General features: G+C 73.2%; 17 protein-coding genes and 1 pseudogene. 12 read left to right on the forward strand and 6 right to left on the reverse strand.

The window, feature by feature from the left end; translation table 11 throughout:
- Positions 1–1,546: 1,546 nt before the first annotated feature.
- Together ABD347_RS07320 and ABD347_RS07325 are read left to right on the forward strand one after the other, a co-directional pair.
- Complete coding sequence (locus ABD347_RS07320; RefSeq protein WP_344357979.1) at positions 1,547–2,407, forward strand: RNA polymerase sigma factor SigF; 861 nt, start codon at positions 1,547–1,549, stop codon at positions 2,405–2,407.
- A gap of 237 nt (positions 2,408–2,644) precedes the next feature.
- On the forward strand, positions 2,645–3,046 hold the full coding sequence (locus ABD347_RS07325; RefSeq protein WP_344357982.1) for a hypothetical protein: 402 nt from the start codon (positions 2,645–2,647) through the stop codon (positions 3,044–3,046).
- Here the strand turns inward: ABD347_RS07325 and ABD347_RS07330 are convergent.
- The 3 genes from ABD347_RS07330 to ABD347_RS07340 form a co-directional block, all read right to left on the reverse strand.
- On the reverse strand, positions 2,988–4,793 hold the full coding sequence (locus tag ABD347_RS07330) for a sodium/solute symporter (protein ID WP_344357984.1): 1,806 nt from the start codon (positions 4,791–4,793) through the stop codon (positions 2,988–2,990). The two genes, ABD347_RS07325 and ABD347_RS07330, sit on opposite strands and share 59 nt — an antisense overlap.
- A complete protein-coding gene (locus ABD347_RS07335) occupies positions 4,790–5,020 on the reverse strand; it encodes a hypothetical protein (RefSeq protein WP_344357986.1) in 231 nt (76 codons plus the stop codon). The genes ABD347_RS07330 and ABD347_RS07335 overlap by 4 nt, the downstream gene beginning before the upstream one ends.
- Before the next feature lie 597 nt (positions 5,021–5,617).
- On the reverse strand, positions 5,618–6,013 hold the full coding sequence (locus ABD347_RS07340; RefSeq protein WP_344357989.1) for a cupin domain-containing protein: 396 nt from the start codon (positions 6,011–6,013) through the stop codon (positions 5,618–5,620).
- A 52-nt stretch (positions 6,014–6,065) separates the two neighbouring features.
- Here ABD347_RS07340 and ABD347_RS07345 point away from each other — a divergent pair, with 52 nt between their 5' ends.
- The 6 genes from ABD347_RS07345 to ABD347_RS07370 all read left to right on the forward strand — a co-directional run bounded on the left by ABD347_RS07345 (position 6,066) and on the right by ABD347_RS07370 (position 15,334).
- A complete protein-coding gene (locus ABD347_RS07345) occupies positions 6,066–7,094 on the forward strand; it encodes a GlxA family transcriptional regulator (protein WP_425575594.1) in 1,029 nt (342 codons plus the stop codon).
- A gap of 98 nt (positions 7,095–7,192) precedes the next feature.
- The gene (locus ABD347_RS07350) at positions 7,193–7,714 is read left to right on the forward strand and encodes a LysE family translocator (protein ID WP_344357994.1); all 522 of its coding nucleotides are present in this window, start codon (positions 7,193–7,195) and stop codon (positions 7,712–7,714) included.
- Positions 7,715–8,248: 534 nt separating this feature from the next.
- Positions 8,249–9,235 (forward strand): hypothetical protein, encoded by a 987-nt coding sequence (locus tag ABD347_RS07355; RefSeq protein ID WP_344357997.1) that lies wholly within the window; start codon positions 8,249–8,251, stop codon positions 9,233–9,235.
- A gap of 60 nt (positions 9,236–9,295) precedes the next feature.
- Positions 9,296–11,143: an HSP90 family protein gene (locus ABD347_RS07360; protein WP_344358000.1), complete on the forward strand. Its 1,848-nt coding sequence runs from the start codon at positions 9,296–9,298 to the stop codon at positions 11,141–11,143.
- A gap of 2 nt (positions 11,144–11,145) precedes the next feature.
- Positions 11,146–14,082, forward strand: a complete 2,937-nt coding sequence (locus tag ABD347_RS07365) for a hypothetical protein (protein ID WP_344358002.1) — start codon at positions 11,146–11,148, stop codon at positions 14,080–14,082.
- Positions 14,083–14,590: 508 nt separating this feature from the next.
- Entirely contained in the window at positions 14,591–15,334 is a 744-nt protein-coding gene (locus ABD347_RS07370; RefSeq protein ID WP_344358008.1) for a class I SAM-dependent methyltransferase, read from the forward strand.
- 330 nt (positions 15,335–15,664) lie between these two features.
- Here ABD347_RS07370 and ABD347_RS07375 read toward each other — a convergent pair whose 3' ends face one another.
- Entirely contained in the window at positions 15,665–16,576 is a 912-nt protein-coding gene (locus tag ABD347_RS07375; protein WP_344358010.1) for an NAD-dependent protein deacetylase, read from the reverse strand.
- 120 nt (positions 16,577–16,696) lie between these two features.
- On the opposite strand from ABD347_RS07375, the gene ABD347_RS07380 reads away from it, so the two are divergent.
- Entirely contained in the window at positions 16,697–16,969 is a 273-nt protein-coding gene (locus ABD347_RS07380) for a DUF3253 domain-containing protein (RefSeq protein WP_344358011.1), read from the forward strand.
- A 341-nt stretch (positions 16,970–17,310) separates the two neighbouring features.
- A pseudogene (locus ABD347_RS07385) lies at positions 17,311–18,258 on the forward strand (TerC family protein); the annotation flags it as partial.
- Between the two features lie 1,039 nt (positions 18,259–19,297).
- On the opposite strand, the gene ABD347_RS07390 reads toward ABD347_RS07385, so the two are convergent.
- Positions 19,298–19,978, reverse strand: a complete 681-nt coding sequence (locus ABD347_RS07390; protein WP_425575595.1) for a TetR/AcrR family transcriptional regulator — start codon at positions 19,976–19,978, stop codon at positions 19,298–19,300.
- Between the two features lie 117 nt (positions 19,979–20,095).
- Here ABD347_RS07390 and ABD347_RS07395 point away from each other — a divergent pair, with 117 nt between their 5' ends.
- Both ABD347_RS07395 and ABD347_RS07400 read left to right on the forward strand, forming a co-directional pair.
- Entirely contained in the window at positions 20,096–21,289 is a 1,194-nt protein-coding gene (locus tag ABD347_RS07395; protein ID WP_344358013.1) for a cytochrome P450, read from the forward strand.
- Positions 21,290–21,294: 5 nt separating this feature from the next.
- Positions 21,295–21,510, forward strand: coding sequence for a ferredoxin (locus ABD347_RS07400; RefSeq protein ID WP_344358015.1), 216 nt, complete (start codon positions 21,295–21,297; stop codon positions 21,508–21,510).
- Between the two features lie 694 nt (positions 21,511–22,204).
- Here the strand turns inward: ABD347_RS07400 and ABD347_RS07405 are convergent.
- Positions 22,205–23,260, reverse strand: a complete 1,056-nt coding sequence (locus ABD347_RS07405; RefSeq protein ID WP_344358018.1) for a tetratricopeptide repeat protein — start codon at positions 23,258–23,260, stop codon at positions 22,205–22,207.
- Between the last annotated feature and the right edge of the window lie 41 nt (positions 23,261–23,301).

Consider the following 23,301-nt stretch of genomic DNA (forward strand, 5'->3'; position numbering starts at 1 on the left):
AGTCCTTCGGCGCGCGGGGAGCGGTGTGCGCGGTTATCGCTGTCCGGCGACGGAACGGGTGAGGGCGCCGGACCGGCCCGCATGGCCTCCTGGAGGAGGAAACCAAGCTCTTCGGCCGGGTCCCACCCGGCCACCGGCGACCCGTCCGGGGCGTCCGGCGAATGGGAAGCGCCCTGTGGCACCGACCGCACCGCGGACCGGTCCCAAGGCCGGTCCTCCGCCTGGTGATGGAAGCCACGAGCCGGGCCCGGCGCTTGTCCGGCCCGCCGTTCACGCATGACCGCGGTCCGTTCGCCCCGGGGTCAGTATCGGAAGGCCGGCCTCCCGCCAAGCGCTGAGGAACTCTCGCTCCAGGTGAGCCATGGCGGCCACGAACTCCTCCAGAGCCGGCGCCGAGCACGTCAGGGCGACCGCCCCGCCGGTCCCCCGGAGACTCCCGTTGGTCCCCCCGGAAGGCGAGGAACCCGGCACGAAGAGAAAGTGCCCCATGGCGACGGAATCATCTGCCCATGAAGGGACATTGTCCGGCTTGCGGGTGATGTGGTCCGGAGGACGCTTGGCTGTCATATCCGGGCTAACGGATATCCGAATCCCCCGGATGTGAGGCATCCGGGTGGCCGTGACCCTCCATCCGGGGGACCCTTGGGCGTTTTATCGGTTCTGCACGTCCCTCCGTGTGCAACCGGAAAACGCGCTCTGCGCGACAACCCCCGGCAAATGCGACAGGGTTTGTCGACTCATGGACTTGTTCACTTCAGAGGTGGCCCGTGACGATCACCGGGCCTCGGTTCGGTGCTCTCTCCGGCGGAGGTAAGTGGACCACCCTTGTCGACGGCCACCCTTGGTGAGCGAGTCGGCGCTCCGCTCATCGCCGCGCCGCTGGCCGGCTCGCGCACCGTCCGCTGCCCCCGTCCGCCCGGCGGAGCCTCCTGCCGGCTTGCCGCCGCGGCTCCGGGCCGGGGTCGGCCCCGCGGTGCCCGCTCCATGCCCCGGCGCGGCCCCGTGGTGACACTGGGAACGACCCGTCGCCCTGCCACTCCCTCGCTCGATGGAGACGGAGACCCGTTTAGGCGCACCACCGGTGATGGCCGGGTCACCGGCGTCTCGGCGGCATCAGGAAGCATGTCAGGAGCGATCCTGAAATCCTCCCCGCCCCCGAATCCTGAGATCTTGAATTCGCCACAGGTGAATGGAAAGGGGGGGCCGTGCGAATGGCGTGAAAAAGGACTCCGGGCCGACTCGTCCTCCGTCACCAGGACGAAGGCCGGGGCTCTCGCGCGGCGGGCCCGGCGAGGATCTCGTCGCCCCAGGGGCCCTGCGCCGAGTCATTCCGTATCCATGCCGTCGGCAGCGCCACTGAGCCCGAGGGCATTCCCCGATGCCGAACGGCCGGGCGGCCTCGGGGAGTGTGGCTCCGGCGAACGGGGGCGAGGTGCGGCACGAACTGCGTGAGAGTGGGGGGCATGGGTGTGGGGAGCCTGGGTAGGCGCGGCTCATCGGCTTGTCGGGGGACGACGGCGGAGGTCGAGAAATGTGGGAGGGAAGCATGACGGTGATGTCGACGACTCAGCACGTGAAAGCCCCTGGGAGCCGTACCGCGGCCCTGCCGGAGATCCCGAACCCGCGGCGGGTGGCCCCCAAGGACGCCCGGGCGCTGTCGAAGGCGTTCTTCGATCGGCTCGCCGTGCTGGAGGAGGGCACTGCCGAGTACCAGGACGTCCGCAACACGCTGATCGAGATGAACATGTCCCTCGTCCGGTACGCGGCCGGCCGGTTCCGGAGCCGCGGCGCGGACGAGATGGAGGACATCGTCCAGGTCGGCATGATCGGCCTGATCAAGGCGATCGACCGTTTCGAGCTGACGCGCGAGGTGGAGTTCACCACCTTCGCCGTGCCGTACATCGTCGGCGAGATCAAGCGGTTCTTCCGTGACACCTCCTGGGCCGTGCACGTGCCCCGGCGCCTTCAGGAAGCGCGCGTCGAGCTGGCCCGCGCCACCGAGGAACTGCGGACCCGGCTGGGACGCACGCCCACGGTCAAGGAGCTGGCGACCCTGATGAACCTCACGGAGGAAGAGGTCGTCGAAGCCCGCCTGGCTTCCAACGGCTACAACTCCAGCTCGCTGGACGCCGCCATCAACAGCGACAGCGACGACGGAGAAGCCGCCCTCGCGAACTTCATCGGCGCCGAGGACCCCGCCATGGAACTCGTGGAGGACTTCCACGCCCTGGCCCCGTTGCTCGCCGAGCTGGACGACCGTGACCGGCAGATCATCCACATGCGGTTCGTCGAGGAGCTCACCCAGTCCCAGATCGGCGAGCGTCTCGGTTGCTCGCAGATGCATGTGTCCCGGCTCCTGTCCCGCACGCTGAAGCGGCTGCGCGAAGGAATGCTCACCACCCGCTGAACCGTTCCGCGCCGACGAGGGCATAGCGCCCGGCAGTGCGGCGTGACGAGGGTGGCGGTGTCGTCGACGTCCGGCCTTGGAGAGCGTGTTGTTCTCTCCAAGGCCGTCGCGCGTCGTCGGCTGGCGCGCCCGCCGACGACAGCCGGGGCGGACAGCGGTCAGGGGCGCGATGGCGCCGGGAGTCCGGCGGAGACGGACGCTTGACCTCAAGCGGACTTGAGGGTCCACGGTTGAGCCATGACCACACATGACGACGGAATTCTCCTCTTCCGCAACACCATGCGCATCACCGACGGCCACCTGGAAGGCTTCCGCGGTGCCATCGCGCGGGCGGTGGAGTTCGCGCGACAGCACGGGCCGCAGCTGATGGTGCAGACCTTCATCGACGAGGAGCGGATGCTCGCGCACAGCTTCCAGCTGTTTCGGGACTCCGACGCGGTACGCGCGCACTGGAGGCTCGCCGACCCGCACATCCAGGAAGTGATGGAGCACTGCGCGGTGGAGCGCTTCGAGGTGTTCGGCGAGCCGGACGCCGAAGTGGCGGCAGCCGTGCGCTCGGCGGTCGGCGAGCAGTGCTCGCTCACGATCTCCCCCCGTGCCGCCGGCTTCGTCCGCTTCGCCACGGGAACCGCGGCGTAGCCACCTCGGTCCGCCGGCGGCACCGCCCACCTTCCAGGGCGCGCGTCAGCCGCCCCTGGCCGTCACGCCCCTCCGGCCCGTTCCGCCCGTTCCGCCCGTTCCGCCCGTTCCGCCCGTTCGCTCGTTCCGCGTGGTGGCGCTCCCGGGCCGCGGGGGCCCGCCGCCGTCCCCCGACGCTGCCGAGCAGACCGAGCAGGAACGCCACGGGCAGCGATACCAGGACGACCGTCTGGAGGGGGAACCAGTCGAAGTGCCGGTCCGGGAAGAGCGCCGCGGCCGAGCCGGAGAACACCGGGCTGGAGAGCTGGAGCCCGACGGCGCACCCCAGGCCGCCGTACAGGGACCACAGCAGCCCGGTGCGGTTGAAGCCCCGCCAGAACAGCGAGTACACCAGCGCCGGCAGCAGGCTGGAGGCCGCCACCGCCAGCGAGAGGACCGACAGGAACTGCACGTTCCACCCCTGTACCGCGACCGCCAGGGCGATGCTCAGCGCCCCCACCCCGGCGGACGACCAGCGGGCGGCGGCCACCTCGCGACCTTCCGTGGTGCGCCCCTGGCGCAGCGCCTGCGTGTACAGGTCGTGCGCGATGGCCCCGGCAGCCGCGAGGGTGACGCTCGCGACCACGGCCAGGGTGGTGAGGAAGACCGCGGAGGAGACCAGCGCGACGAGCAGCGCGCCGCTCGTGCCGGTGGCCGAGCCGCCGGCGAGTACCGCCGTGAGCAGCAACAGCGCACTGTTGCCGCCGGGATCGGCCTCCACGATGGCAGGCGCGCCGACCAGCGCGGCGGCCCCGAGCCCCATCAGGACCGCGGCGACGCAGAAGGCGCCGACGATGCCGATGGTGTGGCGCACGGTGCGGCGCGCGGCCGCCGCGTCGCGGGCCGCGCCGAGCTGCATCGTCACGTGGGGCAGGCAGGCCACCCCCAGCACGATGGTGACCATCAGACCGATGAGGTCCAGCGTGCCCTGCGGACCGGAGCCGGTGGCGAACCGCAGGCCGGGGCGCAGGTAGGCGTCGGGTCGGCCGCTGCCCTGAGCGGCGGCGCCGATCAGGGAGTCGGTGTCCCAGCCGAAGCGGTGCAGGAGCACGGCCGTCAAGGCCGCCGCGGCGCCCAGCAGCACCACCGTCTTGATCACCTGGATGACGATGGTGCCCCGCATACCGCCGAAGACGGTGGCGCAGACGACGAGCGCACCGATCATGACGATGGCCGTCTGTTCGACGCCGGGGCCGGACAGGCCCAGCAGGGCCGTGGTGGTCACCCCGGCACCCGAGAGCTGGACGACCAGGTAGGGGACGCAGATGCTCAGGGTGACGACGGCGACCGCGATCCGGACCGCGGGCCCGGGGGCGCGCAGGGCGAGCGTGTCGCCCAGGGTGTAGCCGGCGCGCCGGCGCAGGGGAGCGGCCAGCAGGAGGAGCACTCCGAGGGACAGCACGGTGCACAGGGCGATGAGCAGGCCGTCGTAGCCGTAGACCGCGACGCTTCCGGTGGTGCCCAGCACCGTGGCCGCGGACAGGTAGACGCCCGCGAGGACGAGCGCCCCGCGCAAAGGCCGCAGTGTGCGGCCCGCCGTGTAGAAGTCGTCGACACGGTCCCGCTCGGTTCCGCTGAGGACACAGATGAACAGGATGGGGACGATGAAGGCCAGGAAGCTGATGAGAACCAGCTCGCGCGCGTCCCGGTCGAGGGCGCCGGACGCGGCGAGGAGGAGCTCCGTGTCCGGACGCGTGGGTGAGTTCATCGGTCGTACCGCACCGCCGTCCACACCAGCAGGAGGACCTGGAGGAACAGCACCGGCACGCCGGCGGGGGTCTCGCCCGAGACACGAGTGGCCAGGACGCCGGGGGCGGCGCAGGCGAGGACCAGGTGGACGGTGAACGCGGCCGCGTTGACGACGGCGAAGACCGTGCCGGGGCGGTGGCGCCGCTCTTGGGCGGGCGGGTGGGCATGCGGGTACGGGTCGGCCATGGCGTCTCCTGGCGGGGGAGGGGCTGCGAGCGGGGCGGCTCCGGGGCGGACCGCCCTTCGGTGCGGCCCCCAGAGCAGCCGACGTGGCCCCGCCCGTCCAGATGTCCGGCCGACGGCGTTGCACGGTCACAACGCCGGGCGGTTCCCGCTGTGCTGACTCCCAAGCAGGTCGGCGGCCGGCCCGAGGAGCCGGTGGGGCGTCGGGCGCGAGCGTCGGGCGCGACAGGCCGCGGCGGGCGGGGGGCGGGTCAGCGACGGCGTCCCCCGCCCAGCGCGTCCGGCGGCGGAAGCCCCGGCCCGGCCGGGTGCTCGGGCCGGGGACCACGTGGACGGCCGGGCCGGTCTCGCCCGCCGCCCGGCCGTTCGCGCCCCCGCTGGTACTCCGGTGTACCCGCCGGGGTGAGGCCGAGCCGAAGACGCCGGCCGGGGCGGGGGCGGCCGGTGCCGCTCCATCGCCGCGACCGCCTCCGCCATGTCCCCCGCCCGGCCTCCCGTCACGCGCTTGCCCGGAAGGCCTTCCATGGCCGGGCCGGGCGGCTCCACCAGTGCGGGAGGTCATGGAAGACGGCAAGGGGTGCGCGGCGCGAAGCCGTTGGCTCAGGTATCGAGCGGGTGCCCGGTCGTCGCATCCACGTGGTCCGGGATCTCTTCGTGGCGATCGCCCACGGTCGGTGTCCCGGCGGGCTCGAACATGAGGATCGCGGAGCCGGCCGGAGCGTACGGCTTGTGCTCCGTGCCCCGGGGGACGGTGAAGACCGCCCCCTGTGGGAGCCGGACCGTGCGCTCCCCGCCGGACTCCCGCAAGGAGATGTGCAGTTCTCCGTCGAGCACCAGGAAGAACTCGTCGGTGTCGTCGTGGACGTGCCAGACATGTTCGCCCTCGACCCTGGCGACGCGGACGTCGTAGTCGTTGACGCGCGTGACGATACGGGGGCTCCACAGGCCGTCGCAGGAGGCCAGAGCCTTGCTGAGGGGGATGGGTTCGTTGCTCATGGGCTCATCCTGGGCCGTTTCGCACGGCCGGTGTGAGTGCTAGGAATTGCACATGGCGAAAGAATCATCGCACGCGACGTGCGCGGCCCACACGGAACACGCGCGTCACCCGGCGGGCGCGGTGGGCGCGCACCGGGTCGTCGTGATCGTGGACGAGAACTCCAACCCCTTCGAACTCGGCTGCGCGACCGAGGTCTTCGGCCTGCGCCGACCCGAGATCGGCCGTGATCTCTACGACTTCAGGCTCTGCTCCCCCGAGCCCCGCACCCTGATGCGCGACGGATTCTTCACGCTCACGGGAGTCGCCGGCCTGGAAGCGGCCGATGCGGCGGACACCCTGATCGTCCCCAACCGCCCGGACATCGAGGCGCCCCGCTCTCTCGCCGTGCTCGATGCCGTCCGGCGGGCGCACGCCCGCGGTGCGCGCCTGGTCGGCTTCTGCAGCGGCGCCTTCACCCTGGCCGAGGCCGGAGTCCTCGACGGACGCAGGGCCACCGCACACTGGCAGTGGGCGGATTCCTTCCGGGCCCGCTTCCCCTCCGTCACGCTCGAATCAGATGTGCTGTTCGTCGATGACGGTGACATCCTCACCGCCGCCGGGAGCGCGGCTGCGCTCGATCTCGGATTGCATGTGGTCCGCCGCGACTACGGCGCGGAGGTCGCCAACTCCGTGAGCCGGCGCTTGGTCTTCGCGGCACACCGGGACGGTGGGCAGCGGCAGTTTGTGGAGCGCCCCATGCCCGACCCGCCGGACGAGTCTCTGGCGTCCGTCCTGGCCTGGGCCGAGGAACGGCTGGACTCACCGCTGACTGTGTCCGACCTCGCGGCGCGTGCGGTGGTCAGCCCGGCGACGCTGCATCGCCGCTTCCGGGCACAACTGGGCACGACGCCGTTGGCGTGGCTCACGGGGCGGCGTCTAGCCCTGGCGTGCCGGTTGATAGAGCGCGGTGAGCCCCGTTTCGAGGTGGTCGCGCGGCGCAGTGGGCTTGGCACCGCCGCCAATTTGCGCGCGTTGATGCGCCGCGAGACCGGCATCACCCCGTCGGCGTACAAGCGCCGGTTCGGGCCGGAAGTGAACTGACCGCGGACATCCCTTCCGGTGAACCACGGGAAGTGTTTCGCCTGCGGCCACCCGCGAGCGCGCTGCGGGTGATCAGCGCCTGATCCGGCCCCGGAATCATGATCAGTACCAGCGAGGCGGCCGCGAAGGTCAGCACGGCCGGTCTGCTCACGATGGTGGGCGGCGTCCTCGGCCTGGTCGTCCACGTCGCGGCCGCCGTACTCGGCATCTCGGCCGTGCTGCTCGCCTCGTCGACGGCGTTCACCGTGCTGAAGGTCGTCGGAGCGGTGTACCTGGTGTGGATGGGCGTCGCGACACCGCGCGGCGCCCGCCGGACGCTGCGCGAACGCCCCGAGGGGGAAGGTTCGCATCCGGACGCTGCCGTCGGCAGGTACGTCCGGTACGGCTTCCTCTCCAACGCCCTCAATCCGAAGGTCGCGCTGTTCTTCGTGACGTTCCTGCCGCAGTTCCTGCCCACGGCGGGCAACGTACTGCCGCGGGCGATGGCGCTGTCGGTGGTCTTCGCCGCGTTGTACCTGTCCTGGTTCGGTCTGTACGTCGTCACGGTGGACCGGCTCGGGAAGGCGCTGCGCCGGCCCGGGTGCGGGCCCGCATCGAACAGGTCACCGGCGTGCTGCTGATCGGCTTCGCGGTACGGCTGGCCCTCCAGCCCTCCTGAACGGGCCCGCCCGGCCCGGTCCTCCACCGGCCGCAGGCGCCCGGGATGACCCTCCGCACCACGCCCGCGGTCCGGCCGCGCCTTCGACGGCCGTCCACCGCCATCGCCCCGCCCGCCGCCCCGGCCACGTACCCGACGCCGCCCCCCGTCCCGGCACCGTCCCTCAACCCGTAGGCTCCCGTGCGGCGTTCCCGGTGGCACGGGGCGCCGCCGGAGTGCCCGCTCCACGCCTCCCGCCCACGGCCGCGACCCACCGGCCCCCGCTCCGGCGACCGAACCGGTCGGGCGCCCCGCCCCGCGCGGCGCCCGCCGCCTCGCCCCAAGCCCCCAACACCCCTGGCCACCCCGCTCTCCTCCCGTCCGCGCGAGACGGACCGGGAGGAGCGAAAGTGCGGCCGGGGCACGTGCCACAGCGGTGGAAACCCGATGGCGGCGGTGTCAGTGGGGCCGCTTATGCTGCACCGGACTCATAGGCGGGACCAGGGAGGACGCGGCGATGTTCGGCAAGCTGTTCGGCAGGGATGCCCAGAGACCGGCGGCGGATCCGCACGCCCTTCCCGTCCCGCGCAGGCGGAAGAACGGCGTGTACACGTTGCGCGCGCTCGGGGACACGCGGGTGCTCGCGCTGGTGGAGGCGGTCGACGCGGGTGACTGGGAGGCGGCGAGGACGGCGCTGGCCCCCTTCGACCTCGGCCGCGACCACCTGGTCCTGGACGAGCTCGCCGACGTGGACGGCGTGCAGGACTGGATCGGCCGGGTCATCGAGGAGGACAAGGAGAACCGGGCGACGGCCCTGCTGATATCCGGGACGCGCCACGTCATGTGGGGCTGGGAGGCGCGCACCGCCGCGCGTGCCGTCGACGTCACGCAGGAGCAGTGGCGGGTCTTCCACGAGCGGCTCCACATCGCCGAGGAGCACCTGCTCGAGGCCGCCGAGCTGCGGCCGGAATGGGTCACGCCGTGGCGCCGCCTCCTCACCTCCGGCCGCGGCATGTCGCTGGGCCCCGCCGTCAACGAGACCCGGCTCGACGCCGCCCTGCGCCGCGACCCGCTGGACCTGGAGACCCACGTGGAGTGGGTGTCGCAGTCGCAGCCCCGCTGGGGCGGCGAGCCCGGCCAGGCCCTGGCGTTCGCCCGTGACGCGCTCGCCCGCGCCCCGCAGGGCCACCGGCTCGGCTGCGTGATCGCCATGGCCCACATCGAGGACTGGGTCGAGTCCGACCGTGGGGACTGCCTCGTGGACCCGGCGATCCAGGCCGAGTTGCGGGACGCGGCCGACCACACCATCCTCCACCCCGCCTACGTACGGCGCCCGGGCTGGCAGCACGACTTCAACATGTTCGCCATGGCGCTGTCGCTGGCGGGGGAGCGGCACACGGTCCGGCGGGTCTTCCAGGCGCTCGACGGGGCCTGCACCAGCTGGCCCTGGACCTACTTCGCGGACCCCGAGGGCGAGTTCGCCCGCCACCACCGCCGCGCCTGAGCGCACCGCGAACCCGCCCCCGGCACCACCCGCCACGTCCCTCTCACCCCGGACTGCACGATGACTCTCCCCGACCCCGCCGTGAAACCGGCCGGCGGCGACCGCACCTTCCAGGTGGATCTGCGCGGCCTCGTCGACCTCCTCTCCCACCACCTGTACTCCAGCCCCCGCGTCTACCTGCGAGAACTCCTGCAGAACGCGGTGGACGCGCTGACCGCCCGGCACGGCCTCGAACCGACCGCCCCCGCCGACACCTTCGGCATCCGCCTGTACGCCGACGGTTCGGTGGTACGCGTCGAGGACGACGGCGTCGGTCTCACCGAAGCCGACGTGCACACCTTCCTCGCCACGATCGGCCGCAGCAGCAAGCGTGCCGACCGGATCGCCGAACAACGCGGCGACTTCATCGGCCAGTTCGGCATCGGCCTGCTCTCCTGCTTCCTGGTCGCCGACGAGATCCACGTCCTGAGCCGCTCCGCCCGCACCCCCGGCGCACCCGTCGTGGAGTGGCGGGGACGCGGCGACGGCAGCTACACCGTCCGCACCCTGCCCGCGTCCGCCCGACCCCGCCCCGGCACCACCGTCACGCTGACGCCACGCGCCGACGCGGACGAGTGGACCCGTCCGGCGCGGGTGCACGTCCTGGCCCGGCACTTCGGCTCCCTGCTGCGCCACCCGGTGACCTTCGACGACGGCACGGGCGGCCCGGGTGCCCCCGTCAACCCCGAGCCCGCCCCCTGGGCGCGTACGTACCCCACACCCGGGGCCCGTTCCCGCGCGCTGGCCGCGTACGGCGAGGAGGTTTTCGGCTTCACCCCCCTGGACACCATCGAGCTGAACCTGCCGGCCGTGGGCCTGAAGGGCATCGCGTGCGTACTGCCCGAGGCGGTTCCGGCCGGGCGCCGCCACGGCCACCGCGTGCACGTCAAGGGCATGCTGCTGTCCGAGCAGGCCGAGGAGATCCTGCCCGAGTGGGCGTTCTTCGTCCGCTGCGTCGTCGACGCCGAGAGTCTGCGCCCGACGGCCTCCCGCGAGTCGCTGTACGAGGACGACACCCTCGCCGCAGTCCGCGACGCCCTCGCCGAGCGGCTGCGCGCGTGGATCGCCCGGGCCGCCGCCAGCGACCCGGACCTGCTCGCCCGCTTCCTCCAGGCCCACCACCTGGCCGTGAAGTCACTCGCGGTGCACGACGACGAGATCCTGCGGATGCTGCTGCCCTGGCTGCCGTTCGAGACCACCGACGGGCACAGCACCCTCGACGAGTTCGCGCGCACCCACCGCACGGTGCTCGTGACGTCGAGCGTCGAGGAGTTCCGGCAGGTCGCGGCGATCGCCTCGGCCGCCGGGCTCGGCGTCGTCAACGGCGGCTACACCTACGACCGCGAACTGGTCCACCGGCTGCCCGAGATCAGGCCGGAGAACAGCGTCGCCGACCTCGACCCGGCGACCCTCACCGCCCACCTCGACCCCGTCGACCGGGAGACGGAACTGGCCGCCGCGGCCTACCTCGCCCTCGCCCGCGACGCCCTCGCCGTCTTCGACTGCGACGTCGCGCTGCGCACCTTCCAGCCCGGCTCCGCCCCCGCCCTCCTCATCGACAGCCGCGAGGCCCGGCACGAGCGCACCCGCTCCCAGCTCGCCCGCGAGCAGGAGGGCGGTCTGTGGGGCGACATCCTCGGCGCCCTGCGCCAGGAGGCACCACGGGCCCAGCTGATCCTCAACCAGCTCAACCCGCTGGTCCGCACCGCCGTCGCCATCGACGAGCCCGAGCTGGCCCGCACCAGCGCCGAAGCCCTCTACGGCCAGGCCGCGCTGCTGTCCCGGCGCCCGCTGAGGCCCGCCGAATCAAGCCTCATCAACCGCTCGTTCCTCGACCTTCTCGCCCACGCCCTCCGCAAGGACAGCTGACGATGCCCACCGCACCCCACCCCCAGAGCACGGACGAGCTGTACCGGGCGCTCCAGGAGAACGACCGGCGCCCCTACGGCCGCACCCGCACCGTCGCCGCCGAGGAACTGGCCGCCGCCGCCGAGCAGTTCGAGGAGCCCGTCCCTCTCGTCCACGCGCTTTTCGAACTCCAGGAGGCCTATACCTACGGCTCCGAACCCCGTAAGTCTCCCGTCGTCTTCGCCCGCCTGCTCACCCTCTTCGACGAGCAGCCCGACGTCTTCGACGAGCGCCTTCGCCACATGCTGTTCTGGCGGTTCAAGTGGGTGTCCAACGCCCTGCGCGCGCTGCCCGAGATACCCCTGACCAGCCTGCGCCAGTGGCTCACCGAGATGCGCGACCGGTACGAGAGGGCCGGGTTCGGCCTCCAGCCCTACTACGGGCAGGCGTACCAGCTCGCCGCCCACCTCGGCGAGGACACGACCCTCGCCTACGAGCTGTGGGCGGCCCGCACCCGCACCCGGCTGAGCGACTGCGAGGCCTGCGAGATCTGCGAGCGAGCCCTGTACCACCTCGTGGCGGGTGACGACGAACGGGCGCTGCGCACCTGGGAGCCCGTACTGGCCGGGAAGGAGTCCTGCCAGGAGGAACCGGCCCGCTCCGTCTCGTACGCGCTGCTGCCCCTGCTGCGCACCGGCCGCACCGACCGTGCCCGCGAGCTGCACCTCGCCGGCTACCGCGCCTGTCGCCGCAACCCCTCGATGTCCGGGGAGGTCGGCCGGCACCTGGAGTTCTCCGCGCTGACCGGCAACGAGGCACGCGGCCTGGAACTGCTCGCCGAGAACCGGAACCTGTTCGACGAGGTGGACTCGCCGCTGGACCTGCTCGACTTCCTCACCGGCGTGGAGGTCCTCCTGCGGCGCGTCGAGTTCCTCGGCCACGGCGACCTGCCGGCCGCCGGATACGCGGGCCGCACCTGGACGGTGGCCGGCCTGCGCGCCGAGGTGCGGGGCCGTGCCGACGACCTCGCCGCCCGGTTCGACGCCCGCAACGGAACCACCGCCCACACCGACCGCCGCAGGGAGCGCCTCGACCGTGCCCCGCTCCTGGACGCGCTGGAACTGACCCTGCGCACCCGCGGCCTCGACGACGTCGCCCCGGCCACCCCGGTGGCCGCGCCGACCGCCCGCACGGCCACCGCGGTGCCCGAACCGCTGCCCGAACTCATCCTCCGGGCAAGGGAACTGGACGCCGAGGGGCACCCGGACGCGCAGGCCTGCTGGGCACGCCTGCGCACCCTCGTCGCCGCCCGCGACTACGTCCACCCCGACGACCCGGCCGTCGGCCCGCTCGTGCGGCTCCGTGCCGACCTGCTGGCCGACGAGGCGAGTCGGGCGGGAGACGACGAGTACGCCGTCGCCGCCGGCCTCTACGAGGAGGCCGCGGGGCTGTACGACGACGCCGGGGAGCCGGGTCACGCGGCGCTCGCCGGCGCCTGCGCCCTGCTCGCCGCCGCCGAGACCCCCGCGGAGGGCGCCGACGGACCCGAGACGAAGGCGGCCGCGCTCACCGCCGCCCACGCGGCCATGGTCCGACTGCACGAGGAGACGCCCGGCCTCGCCCCGTACCAGGAAGCCCGCCTGCTGCGCATGCGGGCGACCGCGCTCGGCCTGCGTCTCCAGACGTCGGGCAGCGAGGAGCACGTCGCGCCGGTCCTCGCCGAGGTGGACCTGCTCGACGCGTTCGCCACCCGGCACGACGTCGCCGGACAGATCTCCGGCGCCCTGCTGCTGCGGGCGAGCACCTACGCCATCTCCGGCGACCTGCCCGCCGCGGTCACCGAGGCCGACGCCCTCCTCGACCGGCTGAAGGCGCACGGCCCCGCCTGGCATCTGCCCCGCACGCTCGGGCTGCGCGGCCGGCTCCGGCTCGGCCTCCAGGACGCCCCGGCCGCGCACGCGGACCTGTCCGAGGCCCTGCGCCTGGCCGCCGACTGGCCGGCGGAGGCGGTCGACACCGTCCGCCTCCACGGTGATCTGGCCGAGGCCTGCATGCACCTCGGGCGCCCCGACGAGGCGCTGCGGCACCTGACGCGCTCGGCGGAACTGGACCTCCGCCGCGGCAACCGGACGGACGCGTTCTGCACCTACAGCAACGCGGCCCAGCTCAGCCTCGACCTCGGCCGGGTCGAGGACTGCATCGCCCTGCTCGACTCCCTCCTGGCCGAACCGGACGCCGTCGCGGGCGAGCTGGACGACCGGCTCGTCGCCCAACTGCGCCTGACCCGCGCCCGCGCACTGCACACGGGGGAGGACCTCAAGGCCGCCACGGCCGAGTTCGTCGCCCTCGCCTCCGAGTCGGCCGCCTGGGACGACGACCCGGGAAGCCACGCCATGATCGCGGCCGAGACGGCCGTACTCCTCGGGGAAGCCGGTGACTTCGGCCGGGCCCGCGAGGCCGCGGACCAGGCACTCGCCGCCCACGCCCGCGCCCCGCGCTACGAGCAGCTGAGCAACTGCGTGCGCGAACTCGCCCGCCTCCAGGCACAGCAGCAGGGCCCCGACGGCCTGCCCGGCGCCCTCGCCTACCTCGCCGACGCCGGCCGGATCGCCGACGAGGCCCGCGCCGCGGAGTACCGGGCACATGGCCGCTCCCTGGACACCGCGCTGGCCTACGAACACGGACGGGTGAACGCCTACGCCGGTGAGTACGAGGACGCCCTGGCCGCCCTGGAGAAAGCCCTCGCCCTGCTCGGCGAGCCCGGACCGGGGGAGGATCACGCGGGCGAGTGGGCCGAGTGCGTCCGTCTCGCGGGCGCCGTGGAGGGGATCTACCTGGAACGCCCCGCCCCCGCCCTGACCCGCCTCGACGCCGCGGTCTCCCGCCTGACCGCCCTGGGCCACACCGAGGAGGCCGAGCCGCTGGTCTCCCTGGCCGCCCGGCTGCGCGACGAGGAGTGACGAGGCGGGCCGCGGTGCCGGACTCTCCGGCACCGCGGAGGCGTACGCCGCGCCCCGGCCCTCCCCGGCTCCCTCCCAGCCGCCGGCGGGGCGCCCCCGCCACCCGGCCCCGTCCAGCCGCCGGCCGGGCGCCGCGAGCGCACCCGGGGACGGGGGCACGGCGGACGGCCGCACGAGACCGTGGCGCCCGCACGCCACGCCACGCCACGCCTCGCCGCCGAAGCCGGCCGGCCTCCGGCGCGTCCCGATTCAGACGGCGACCCTCGGTCGGCCGCCGTGGATGTGGTCCCGGACGGGGCCGGCCCCCACCCTGGTCGGCAGCCGGCGCGGACGACTCGCGTCCCTTGGGTGATTGGAGGATCACCCGACGAACTTCTCTGTGTCATCCGCCAGTACGGTGGCCCGGCAGGGCGGGGGAGACTGCCTGCTACGACAGCGACCCGGCGGTCCTCCGCATCCGGAGGGGCCCGGCGTGGCCACGTACAGGACGAAGCAGGAGGGGGCGCACATGAGCGTGCAGCAGTACGACCGGATCGGCGAGGCGTTCGAGGGGTTCAAGTCCTTGCCGCTGATGCGTTACGGGGAGGTGCCGAGCTTCCTGGACATGGTCGGGGACGTCAACGGCAAGTCGATCATCGATCTTGCGTGCGGAACCGGCTTCTACAGCAGGGAGTTCAAGCGGCGCGGAGCCGCGGACGTCTTCGGTGTCGACATCTCCGTCGAGATGATCGCCGCCGCGCGGGAGTTCGAGCAGCGAGACCCGATGGGTGTGCGCTACGAGGTCGGTGACGTGGCGGAGCTGCGGCCCCTCGACCGGCGTTTCGACATCGCGCTGGGGGCGCAGTGCCTCAACTACGCGGAGGACGTCGCGGCGATGGAGCGGATGTGCCGCAACATCCACCGCAGCCTGGTGCCGGGCGGTGAGTTCTTCGTGCTCGCCCAGAAGCCCGACTACCGGTTCGACTGTCAGTCCCTGGACAAGTACGGGTTCCTCTGCGAGCCGACCGGCGAGGAGACCGAGACGGGTCCGCGGGCGCGGGTCACTGCCCTTCTCGACCCGCAGCCGATCAGCATCGTCGTCTCGGCCCCGCGCCGCGAGGTCTACGAGGAGTGCCTGCGGGCGGCCGGGTTCGGTGAGGTGAAGTGGGTTCCGCTGCAGGTGTCCGACGCCGGTATCCGCGAGTTCGGCGAGGACTTCTGGGCGGACCTCCTCGCGCATCCGCCGCTGGAGATGATGCGCTGCCGCGCCTGACCGGCCGCCTGGCCGGGCCCTGAGTGCGGCTCCGCCCCGCCGCCGGTCCGCCGCTGCCCTGCCGGCGGCCTCCGCCCCTGCGGTCGGCGGGGCCTGCCCGCGCGCCGCCCCGCTTCTGCCCGGGGGGCGCTGCCGTGCCGGCGCCTCCCGCGGGTGGGGCGGGAGGCCGCCGTCCTCCTGGCCGCTGCCGGTCCCGGGGCCGTACCGCCGGCCGTCGTTGTCTCGGCCTCCGGTCACTTCCACCGGTCCGCCTGTGGTTTCCCGCCCCCCCCCGCGTCCCGCCGCCGCGTCCCGCGCAGGGGCGGCCGGGGCGGCGGGAGATCACCCCCGTCACGACCCCGGCCGGGCTGCCGGCTCGTCGTCGACGGGGATGCCCAGTCGCTGGGCCACGGTGGTAAGGGCCGTACCCAGGGGGAGCGCGACCCTGGGGAGGGCGTGCGGGTCGCCCCGGGTCGGGGCCTGGTTGACGATCAGGACCGGTTTTCCCGCCTGGGCTGCCTGGCGGACGAAACGGAGCCCGGACATCACCGTCAACGAGGAGCCCAGGACCAGCAGCGCGCCCGCCTCGCGGACCAGCCCGCGACAGTGCTCGATCCGCCGCGGTGGAACGGCTTCCCCGAAGAACACCACGTCCGGTTTGAGGATGCCGCCGCAGACCGTGCACGGCACCACACGGAAATCACCGACCTGCTCGTCGGTGAGGTCGGCGTCACCGTCCGGATTGACGCCGGCGGCCACCGGCTCGAAGCCCTGGTTGGCCTCCTCCAGCCGTCGGGCCAGTTCGCGGCGTGAACCCGAGGCGCCGCAGGAAAGGCAGACGACCCGCCCCAGGCTCCCGTGCAGTTCCACGACGCCCTCGCTGCCGGCGGCCTGGTGCAGCCCGTCGACGTTCTGCGTGATCACACCCGAGAGCAGCCCGTGACGCCCGAACGCGGCCACGGCCCGGTGCCCGGCGTTCGGCAGCGCACGGCCGAAGGTGCGCCAGCCGAGGTGGCTGCGCGCCCAGTACCGGCGCCGCGCCCGGGCGTCGGCTGTGAAGTCCTGGTAGGTCATGGGGGTGTGCCGGCTCAGGCTCCCGCCCACGCCCCGGTAGTCGGGGATGCCCGACTCCGTGGAGATACCCGCGCCGCTGAGCACCAGCACACCGCCGGCGCCGAGCGCGTCCGCGACCGGCCGCAGATCCGTGGTGGACGACGGCCAGTCGTCGGTAGGGGTCCAGCTCAAGGTGGGGCGCACGCGCATGCCGCCAGGGTACGGAACCGCGTCAGCGAGCCGAGGATCGGCCGGGACCAGGCGGTGGCCGGCGTCCTGGTTCCCGTCGCCGTCGCCGTCGCCGTTGCCGTCGTCGCGGATACTGGTGGGGTGACGGACATCGAACGGCAGATGGACCGGCGCCTGGAACGAGCCATCCTGGAGCTGCTGGAGCGCCGTGGCCCGGCCGCGACGATCTGTCCCTCCGACGCCGCGCGAGCGGTGTACGGAGGGGACGACGACGGCTGGCGCGCGCTCATGGAACCCGCCCGCCGCGCGGCCCGGCGGCTGGTCACGGCCGGAGAGGTGGAAATCACCCAGGGCGGCCGCCCCGTCGAGCCGGCGGAGGCCCGTGGTCCGATCCGGGTCCGCCGCGCCCGCTGACGCACCTCGGCAGGGTCCGCAGCGGTGGGACGACCGGGCCGGCGGGCGCGGTGGCCGCCGTGTAACCAGCGGCAGGAGCGCCGCCGGGGGCCCGCCGTAGCGGACGGCGACGGCGTCCACCACACCGTGGCACGCGCGGCACCGCCCGCCTGCGCGGCCTCGCCCCGGTCGGGTGACGAGGGATCCGACGATCCCCCCGGCCCGTCGTAGATCATTCACGGGAGGGCCCCGGCTGCCGGGCGTTGGCCTCACCCGTTCCACATGCTGCCGGGGGCGCGATGCCGGACACTCCTCTATAGAGGCCGACCTGTTTCACCTGGGCCGAAGTGAGGGTGTTCGGTGTGCTTGAGGTCCCGCTGTGGCTGTGGGGGGCGTTCGCCGCGACGGTGGTCGTGTCGCTGGCGGTGGACCTGCTGTCCCACCGGACCGCGCACGTCATCCGCTTCAAGGAGGCAGCCGCCTGGAGCGGCCTGTGGGTGAGCCTCGCTCTGGTCTTCGGCGCGGTCGTCTTCCTGGTCCTCGGGACCACCGCCGGCACGGAGTACACGACGGCCTGGCTGCTGGAGAAAAGCCTGTCGGTCGACAACCTGTTCGTTTTCGCCGTGATCTTCTCGTACTTCAAGGTGCCCCGCGCCTACCAGCACCGGGTGCTGTTCCTCGGCGTCATCGGCGCGCTCGTCTTCCGTGGGATCTTCCTCTCCCTGGGCGTGGCCGTGGTGAGCCGTTTCACCGCGGTGCTGTTCGGCTTCGCGGCCGTGCTCTTCTACAGCACCTACAAGCTCCTCAGGGACGAGGAGGAGAGCTTCGACCCGGGCAAGAGCTTCGCGGTGAGGATGCTCCGCAGGGTCATCCCGGTCCGGGACGAATACGCGGGGACGAAGTTCTTCGTCAGGGAAGCGGGCAGGAGGACGGCGACCCCGCTGCTCGCGGTGGTCGCCGCGATCGAAGCCGCCGACCTGATCTTCGCCGTTGACAGTGTCCCCGCCGTGCTCGCGGTCAGCGACGACGCGTTCATCGTCTATACGAGCAACGCGTTCGCCATCCTCGGCCTGCGGGCCCTCTATTTCATGCTCGCCGGCCTCCTGGACCGCTTCCACTATCTGAGCAAGGGCCTGGCGATCATTCTCGCCTTCATCGGCGTCAAGCTCATCCTCCAGGCTTCCCACAAGATGATCAGCCCTGCCGTGCCGGAAATCCCCTCACCGGTCAGCCTCGCGGTCATCGTCATCGTCCTGACGCTTTCCGTGGTGCTCAGTCTCAGGAGGCCGGCTCCGCCAGGCGCTCCGGAAGGGAGCGACGAACAGAAGGACACCTCGGCCGCCGGACTCGTCGAGGAGCCGGGCGGCCGTACGCCCACGCCGGGCGGCCTGCCCCCGCCGGCGATGGAGGACCCCAAGCCCCCCACCGGCTCACCGGGTCGCGACGGTGAAGTCAGCTCGGTGCCGGGCCGGCCGGGAGACAGCGCCCTTCCCGACCCGCCAGTAGGGGCATATCGTAAAAAAATGGTCAAGATGAAGCGTGAGTCCGAGACGTACGTATGTCCGACCTGCCAGGAGTCCGTGCCCGTCGCGCTGCACCGGCACAAGACCCTCGGGGTGTTCGTCCCCGTGCGGGGCCCGGGGGCGTGCCAGAACCGCGACTGTCCCGACTACCGGCTGGAACCCGACCGCAAACCACCTCGGTCCCGGTAGCGGGACCGGCAGCGCCCGGAACAGCCACTCGCCCGTACCGCTGGGGCGGCCCGCCCGCACCCGCGGCGGTCCTCCCGCGCAGCAGCAGCCGGCCGTATCGCCAGGGCGCCCAGGACGCTCGGCCGCGCCCACGGCCGCCTCTCCCACTCCGGACCCGGCTCTCACCACGCGCGGCACCCCCACGCTGCCTGCCCCTGCCCCTGCCCCTGCTCCTGCCGACCGGGCCCCGGCCGGGCACGGCCGCGGTCCGCGCCACCGGGCAGTGGCCGCGCGTCGGCCGCCGCACCGGGCGGACCCAGTTCGTGAACGCCTGTCTCCCCCGGCACTGCGCCTCACGAGGGCGCGGCGGCGTCGATCACCTGCCGGGTGGACGGGCCCCCTCCGGGCTGGCCGTGCCAGTGCCAGTGCCAGTGCCAGTGCCCGTGCCAGTGCCCGTGCCCGTGCTGTGCCCGTGTCCCATGGGCCCCGGGACGGCGGTGTTCGGCGCGTGTGGTGCCCTCGATCAGGGGGATCACAGGACCGGTCGTCCCAGGGGAGTCCGCACCGCGCCGGGCTGCGACGGCCCCCTGGCTGGTGACATCTCCCGGGCTGTGGCGCCCCCGGGTGGCGTGCGTGCGGACCGCCGGCGCCGGGGGCCTCAGTCGGAAACGTCGCCCCCGTCCCGGTGCGGTGCCATGCCGTCCAGCAGGTGGCCGAGCGCGCTCACCACCAGGCGGCTCACCTCGTCCGCGTCCGCGTCCGCCAAGGGCTGCTTTCCGACGACCACCCGCATGAGGCCGATGCCGACGAGCCAGGACAGGGCGAGGTCCGCGCGGAGTGCGCTGTCGTCGGCGTCGCTCAAGGTGGCCAGGGCGCGGGCGTAGTCGTCCCCGAGCGCGGTGACCGCCGCGGACACCTCGTCCCCCGCCCCCACCGACCGCAGCAGCGTCTCAAGGGAGCGGCTGGAACCGGCGCTGCCGCCGCTGACCGCGGGCGGGGCGAGCATGCTCGCCAGTACCGTCTCCACCAGCCGTTCCGGGGGGGTGTTCCGCAGTTGTTCCGTTCCGTCGCGTGACACCACCTCCCCGAACAGGGCCCGTTTCGAGCCGAAGTGACGGAAGAGGAGCGCCTGGTTGACCTGGGCCCGGGCGGCGATGTCCCGTACGGTGGCCCGCTCGTACCCGCGCTCCGCGAACAGATAGGACGCCGCCGCGAGCAGCCGCTCCCGGGTCGACGCGCCGTCCCGTACTCCGTCACCGTCCTGGGCCGGCGGAGGAGCCGACCGCGCCGGCGGTCGTCCGTGAGACGGCCCTGCCTCGGCGTCCGTCTTCCTGGCCACCACCCGCCACCCCCTGTTCGTCCGGCGCACCGCTCCAAGTCCGCGCGAGGCGCCGTTGACCCGCCGGAAGCCCAACTCTAGGTTGGTAAGCAGACGCTTACACCAGGGAGGTTTCCCATGACCGCCACGCATGAACAGGCGCCGCTGACCTACCCGTTCAACGAACCCGAGGGGCTCGGGCTGGCCGACGCCTACGCCCAGGCGCTGGAGCACCCCGGGCTCTTACGCGTACGCATGGCCTACGGCGAGCCCGCCTGGCTGGCCACCCGGTACGCCGACGCCCGGCTCGTCCTCGGTGACCGGCGCTTCAGCCGGGCCGACGCGCTGGAGCACGACGAGCCCCGCCAGTCCGAAGGGCAGCAGGACGCCGGCATCCTCAGCATGGACCCGCCCGAGCACACCCGGCTGCGCACTCTCGTGGCCAAGGCCTTCACCGTGCACCAGGTGGAGAGGCAGCGCCCCCAGGTGCGGGAACTGGCGAACGGATTCCTCGACCGGATGGAGGCCATGGGGCCGCCGGTCGATCTCGTGGAGCACTACGCGCTGCCCATTCCGGTGGCCGTGATCTGCCGGATGCTGGGCGTGCCGGAGGAGGACCGACCGAAGTTCCGGGTCTGGAGCGACGCCGCCCTGTCGACCAGCTCCCTGAGCGCCGAGGAAGCGGTCCGCAACCGCGAGGAACTCCGCGCCTACATGAGCGAGTTGATCAAGGACCACCGGGGCCGCCCCCGCCCCGACCTGATGACCGGCCTGATCGAGGCCCGTGACACGGGTGACCGGCTGACCGAGCGGGAACTGGTCGACCTGTGCGTGGGGATCCTCGTCGCCGGCCACGAGACCACGGCGAGCCAGATCCCCAACTTCCTGTACGCCCTGCTCGACCACCCCGACCAGCTGGCCCTGCTGCGCGAACGGCCGGAGCTCATCGCCGGTGCCGTCGAGGAGCTGCTGCGCTTCGTGCCGCTGGGCAGCGCGGCCGCCTTCCCCCGTTACGCCAAGGAGGACGTCGAGGTGGGCGGTACCTTGGTACGCGCCGGGGAGCCGGTGCTCGTCGCGGTCGGAGCCGCCAACCGCGACGCGCTGAAGTTCGGCGCGCCGGGCACGCTCGACATCACGCGCACCGGAGTGCAGCACCTCGGATTCGGCCACGGCGTCCACCACTGCCTCGGCGCGCCTCTCGCTCGTCTCGAACTCCAGGAGGCGCTGAGCGCCCTGATCGCCCGGTTCCCGACGCTCCACCTCGCCGGTGACGTGGTGTGGAAGAACCAGATGCTGGTCCGGGGACCGCGCGAGATGCCGGTGGGGTGGTGACCGCGATGTCGTGGACGACCCGGATCGATCAGGCGCAGTGCCTGGGCTCGGGGATGTGCGCCGCTCTCGCCCCCGACCTGTACCGCCTGGAGGGGGAGCGCGCCGAACCGGTGCGTGAGGAGATCGGTGCGGACGAGCGCGCCCTCGACGCCGCCGACTCCTGCCCGGCGTCGGCCATCACCGTGCTCGACGGGGCGCGCACCATCGGGCCCCGTCCCTAGCGGGCCCCGTCCCTAGCGGGCCCCGTCCCTAGCGGGTCCCAGGATGCCGGTCCTTCGAGCCGAGGAGCCTGCCAGGTCCGGGCCGCCGGGCGTCTCGGCGCCGGTGCCGGACCGGGCGGGCTCGACGGGCGCCCCGGCAGCGGCGCCAAGCGCCGTCCCGGGTGCGGCGGCAGGGCGCCGGTCCTTCCGGGCTGTCGGAGGGCAGGAAGGCGTTACGCGCCTGACGGGTTCCCGCTGCTCACGTCCTCCGGCGTGGAAAGGTCGAGCGGCTCGTCCCCCGTGGTGCCGGGGGAGCCCCCCGGCCTGCCGGGACAGCCGTGTCGCGGGGGACCGGCCGTCGGGATGCGCCACCGCTCGGCAGCGCCGGTCAGCGCCCTGCTGGTGCCTCCCGCGCCGAGCGGTGCCGTGGCAGGACACCGGCCCCACCCCGGCCCTGCCTCCCCGATCCGATCCTTCACCTCGTCAGGACCAGCGGCCTCGGCGCCGAAGGCGGTGCCTGGCCGGATCCGCTGTTGGCCTCGCCGGCCGGTTGCCGTCGCCCTCGCGAAGGCCGGAACGGCCACGGCAGCCCAGAGGAGGGGAAGCGACGGAGACGTCGGCCACGGCAACACCGGCGGCTGACACTGCGCGGGCGGAGCCGTGCACGAACGGAAGCCGCCGTCCGGAGAACAACCGACCGCTCCCCGGCGTGTGATCAGCGAGGGGCTGGGCCGTCGCGCAGCCAGGCCAGGTCTTCCTCGGCGGCCCGCAGACGGGGGTGCCCGGGGCCGTAGATGCGGTGGTAATCGCGTACACAGCGGTCGAGCAGCTCCGTGGCCTCCGCGTGCCGGCCCACGTCGATCAGCACGTTGGCGAGGTTGTTCCGGGTGCCGACCGTCGTCGGGTGCTCGTCGCCGTGGAGTGCGACGTGGCCGTCCAGGACCGCCCGCAGGATGGGCACGGCGTCCTCGTAGCGCTGCATGGCGTGCAGGACGGCGGCGAGGTTGTTGCGCGCGGTGAAGGTGGAATCGTGGTGCGGCCCCACCGTCGCCTCCAGCGACTGCACGACGGCACGGATGTGCTCTTCCGCCTCGGCGTGCCGGTCCAGCCGGACCAGGACGGCGCCGAGGTTGCTCCGGGTCGCGATCGTGGCCTCGTGATCGCGACCGTACCGGTTCTCCAGCCGGGGCACGAGGGCGCGTAAAGAGTGTTCCGCCTCGCTGTGGCGGCCGCACTTGAGCAGCGAGGCGGCGTGGGCGTTGGCGGAGGAGAGGGCGTCGGGGTGGTCGCGGCCGAGCAGCCGGACACGGCGCTCCAGGACGTCCCGCAGCAGCGGCTCGGCCTCGGGGGCACGGCCGAGGTCCTCCAGGACCGCGGCGAGCCCGGCGGCGCTGCGCAGTGCGTCGGGATGGTCGCGGCCGAGCGTGTCCGCCTGGGCGCGGAAGGTGTCGCGCCACGCCGTCTCGGAGAGGCGCAGCTGACCGGTGTCGCGGAGGACGCCGGCCAGTTCGGCAGAGGTGCGCAGGGTTTCCTCGTGACGGTCACCGAGCACGGCCCACTGGGTGCGCGCCACGTGCTGGTAGAGCTCGACGGCTTCCTCGCCCCGCCCCGGGGCCGACGCGAGGACCCGGGCGAGTTCGCGCATGGCGGTGAGGGCGTCGGGATGCTCGGGGCCCAGCCTGGCGATGGCGGACCGGGCCCGCAGGGCGTGGGCCTCTTCGGGGGAGATCTCGACGCTGACGATCTCCTGCTCCGGCCGGCCCTCCGTCACCTCCGTGATGGTGATGCGTCCCCCGGCCGGCCGCCAGGTGT

Source organism: Streptomyces gobitricini (assembly GCF_039532985.1).
GTDB classification, from domain to species: domain Bacteria; phylum Actinomycetota; class Actinomycetes; order Streptomycetales; family Streptomycetaceae; genus Streptomyces; species Streptomyces gobitricini.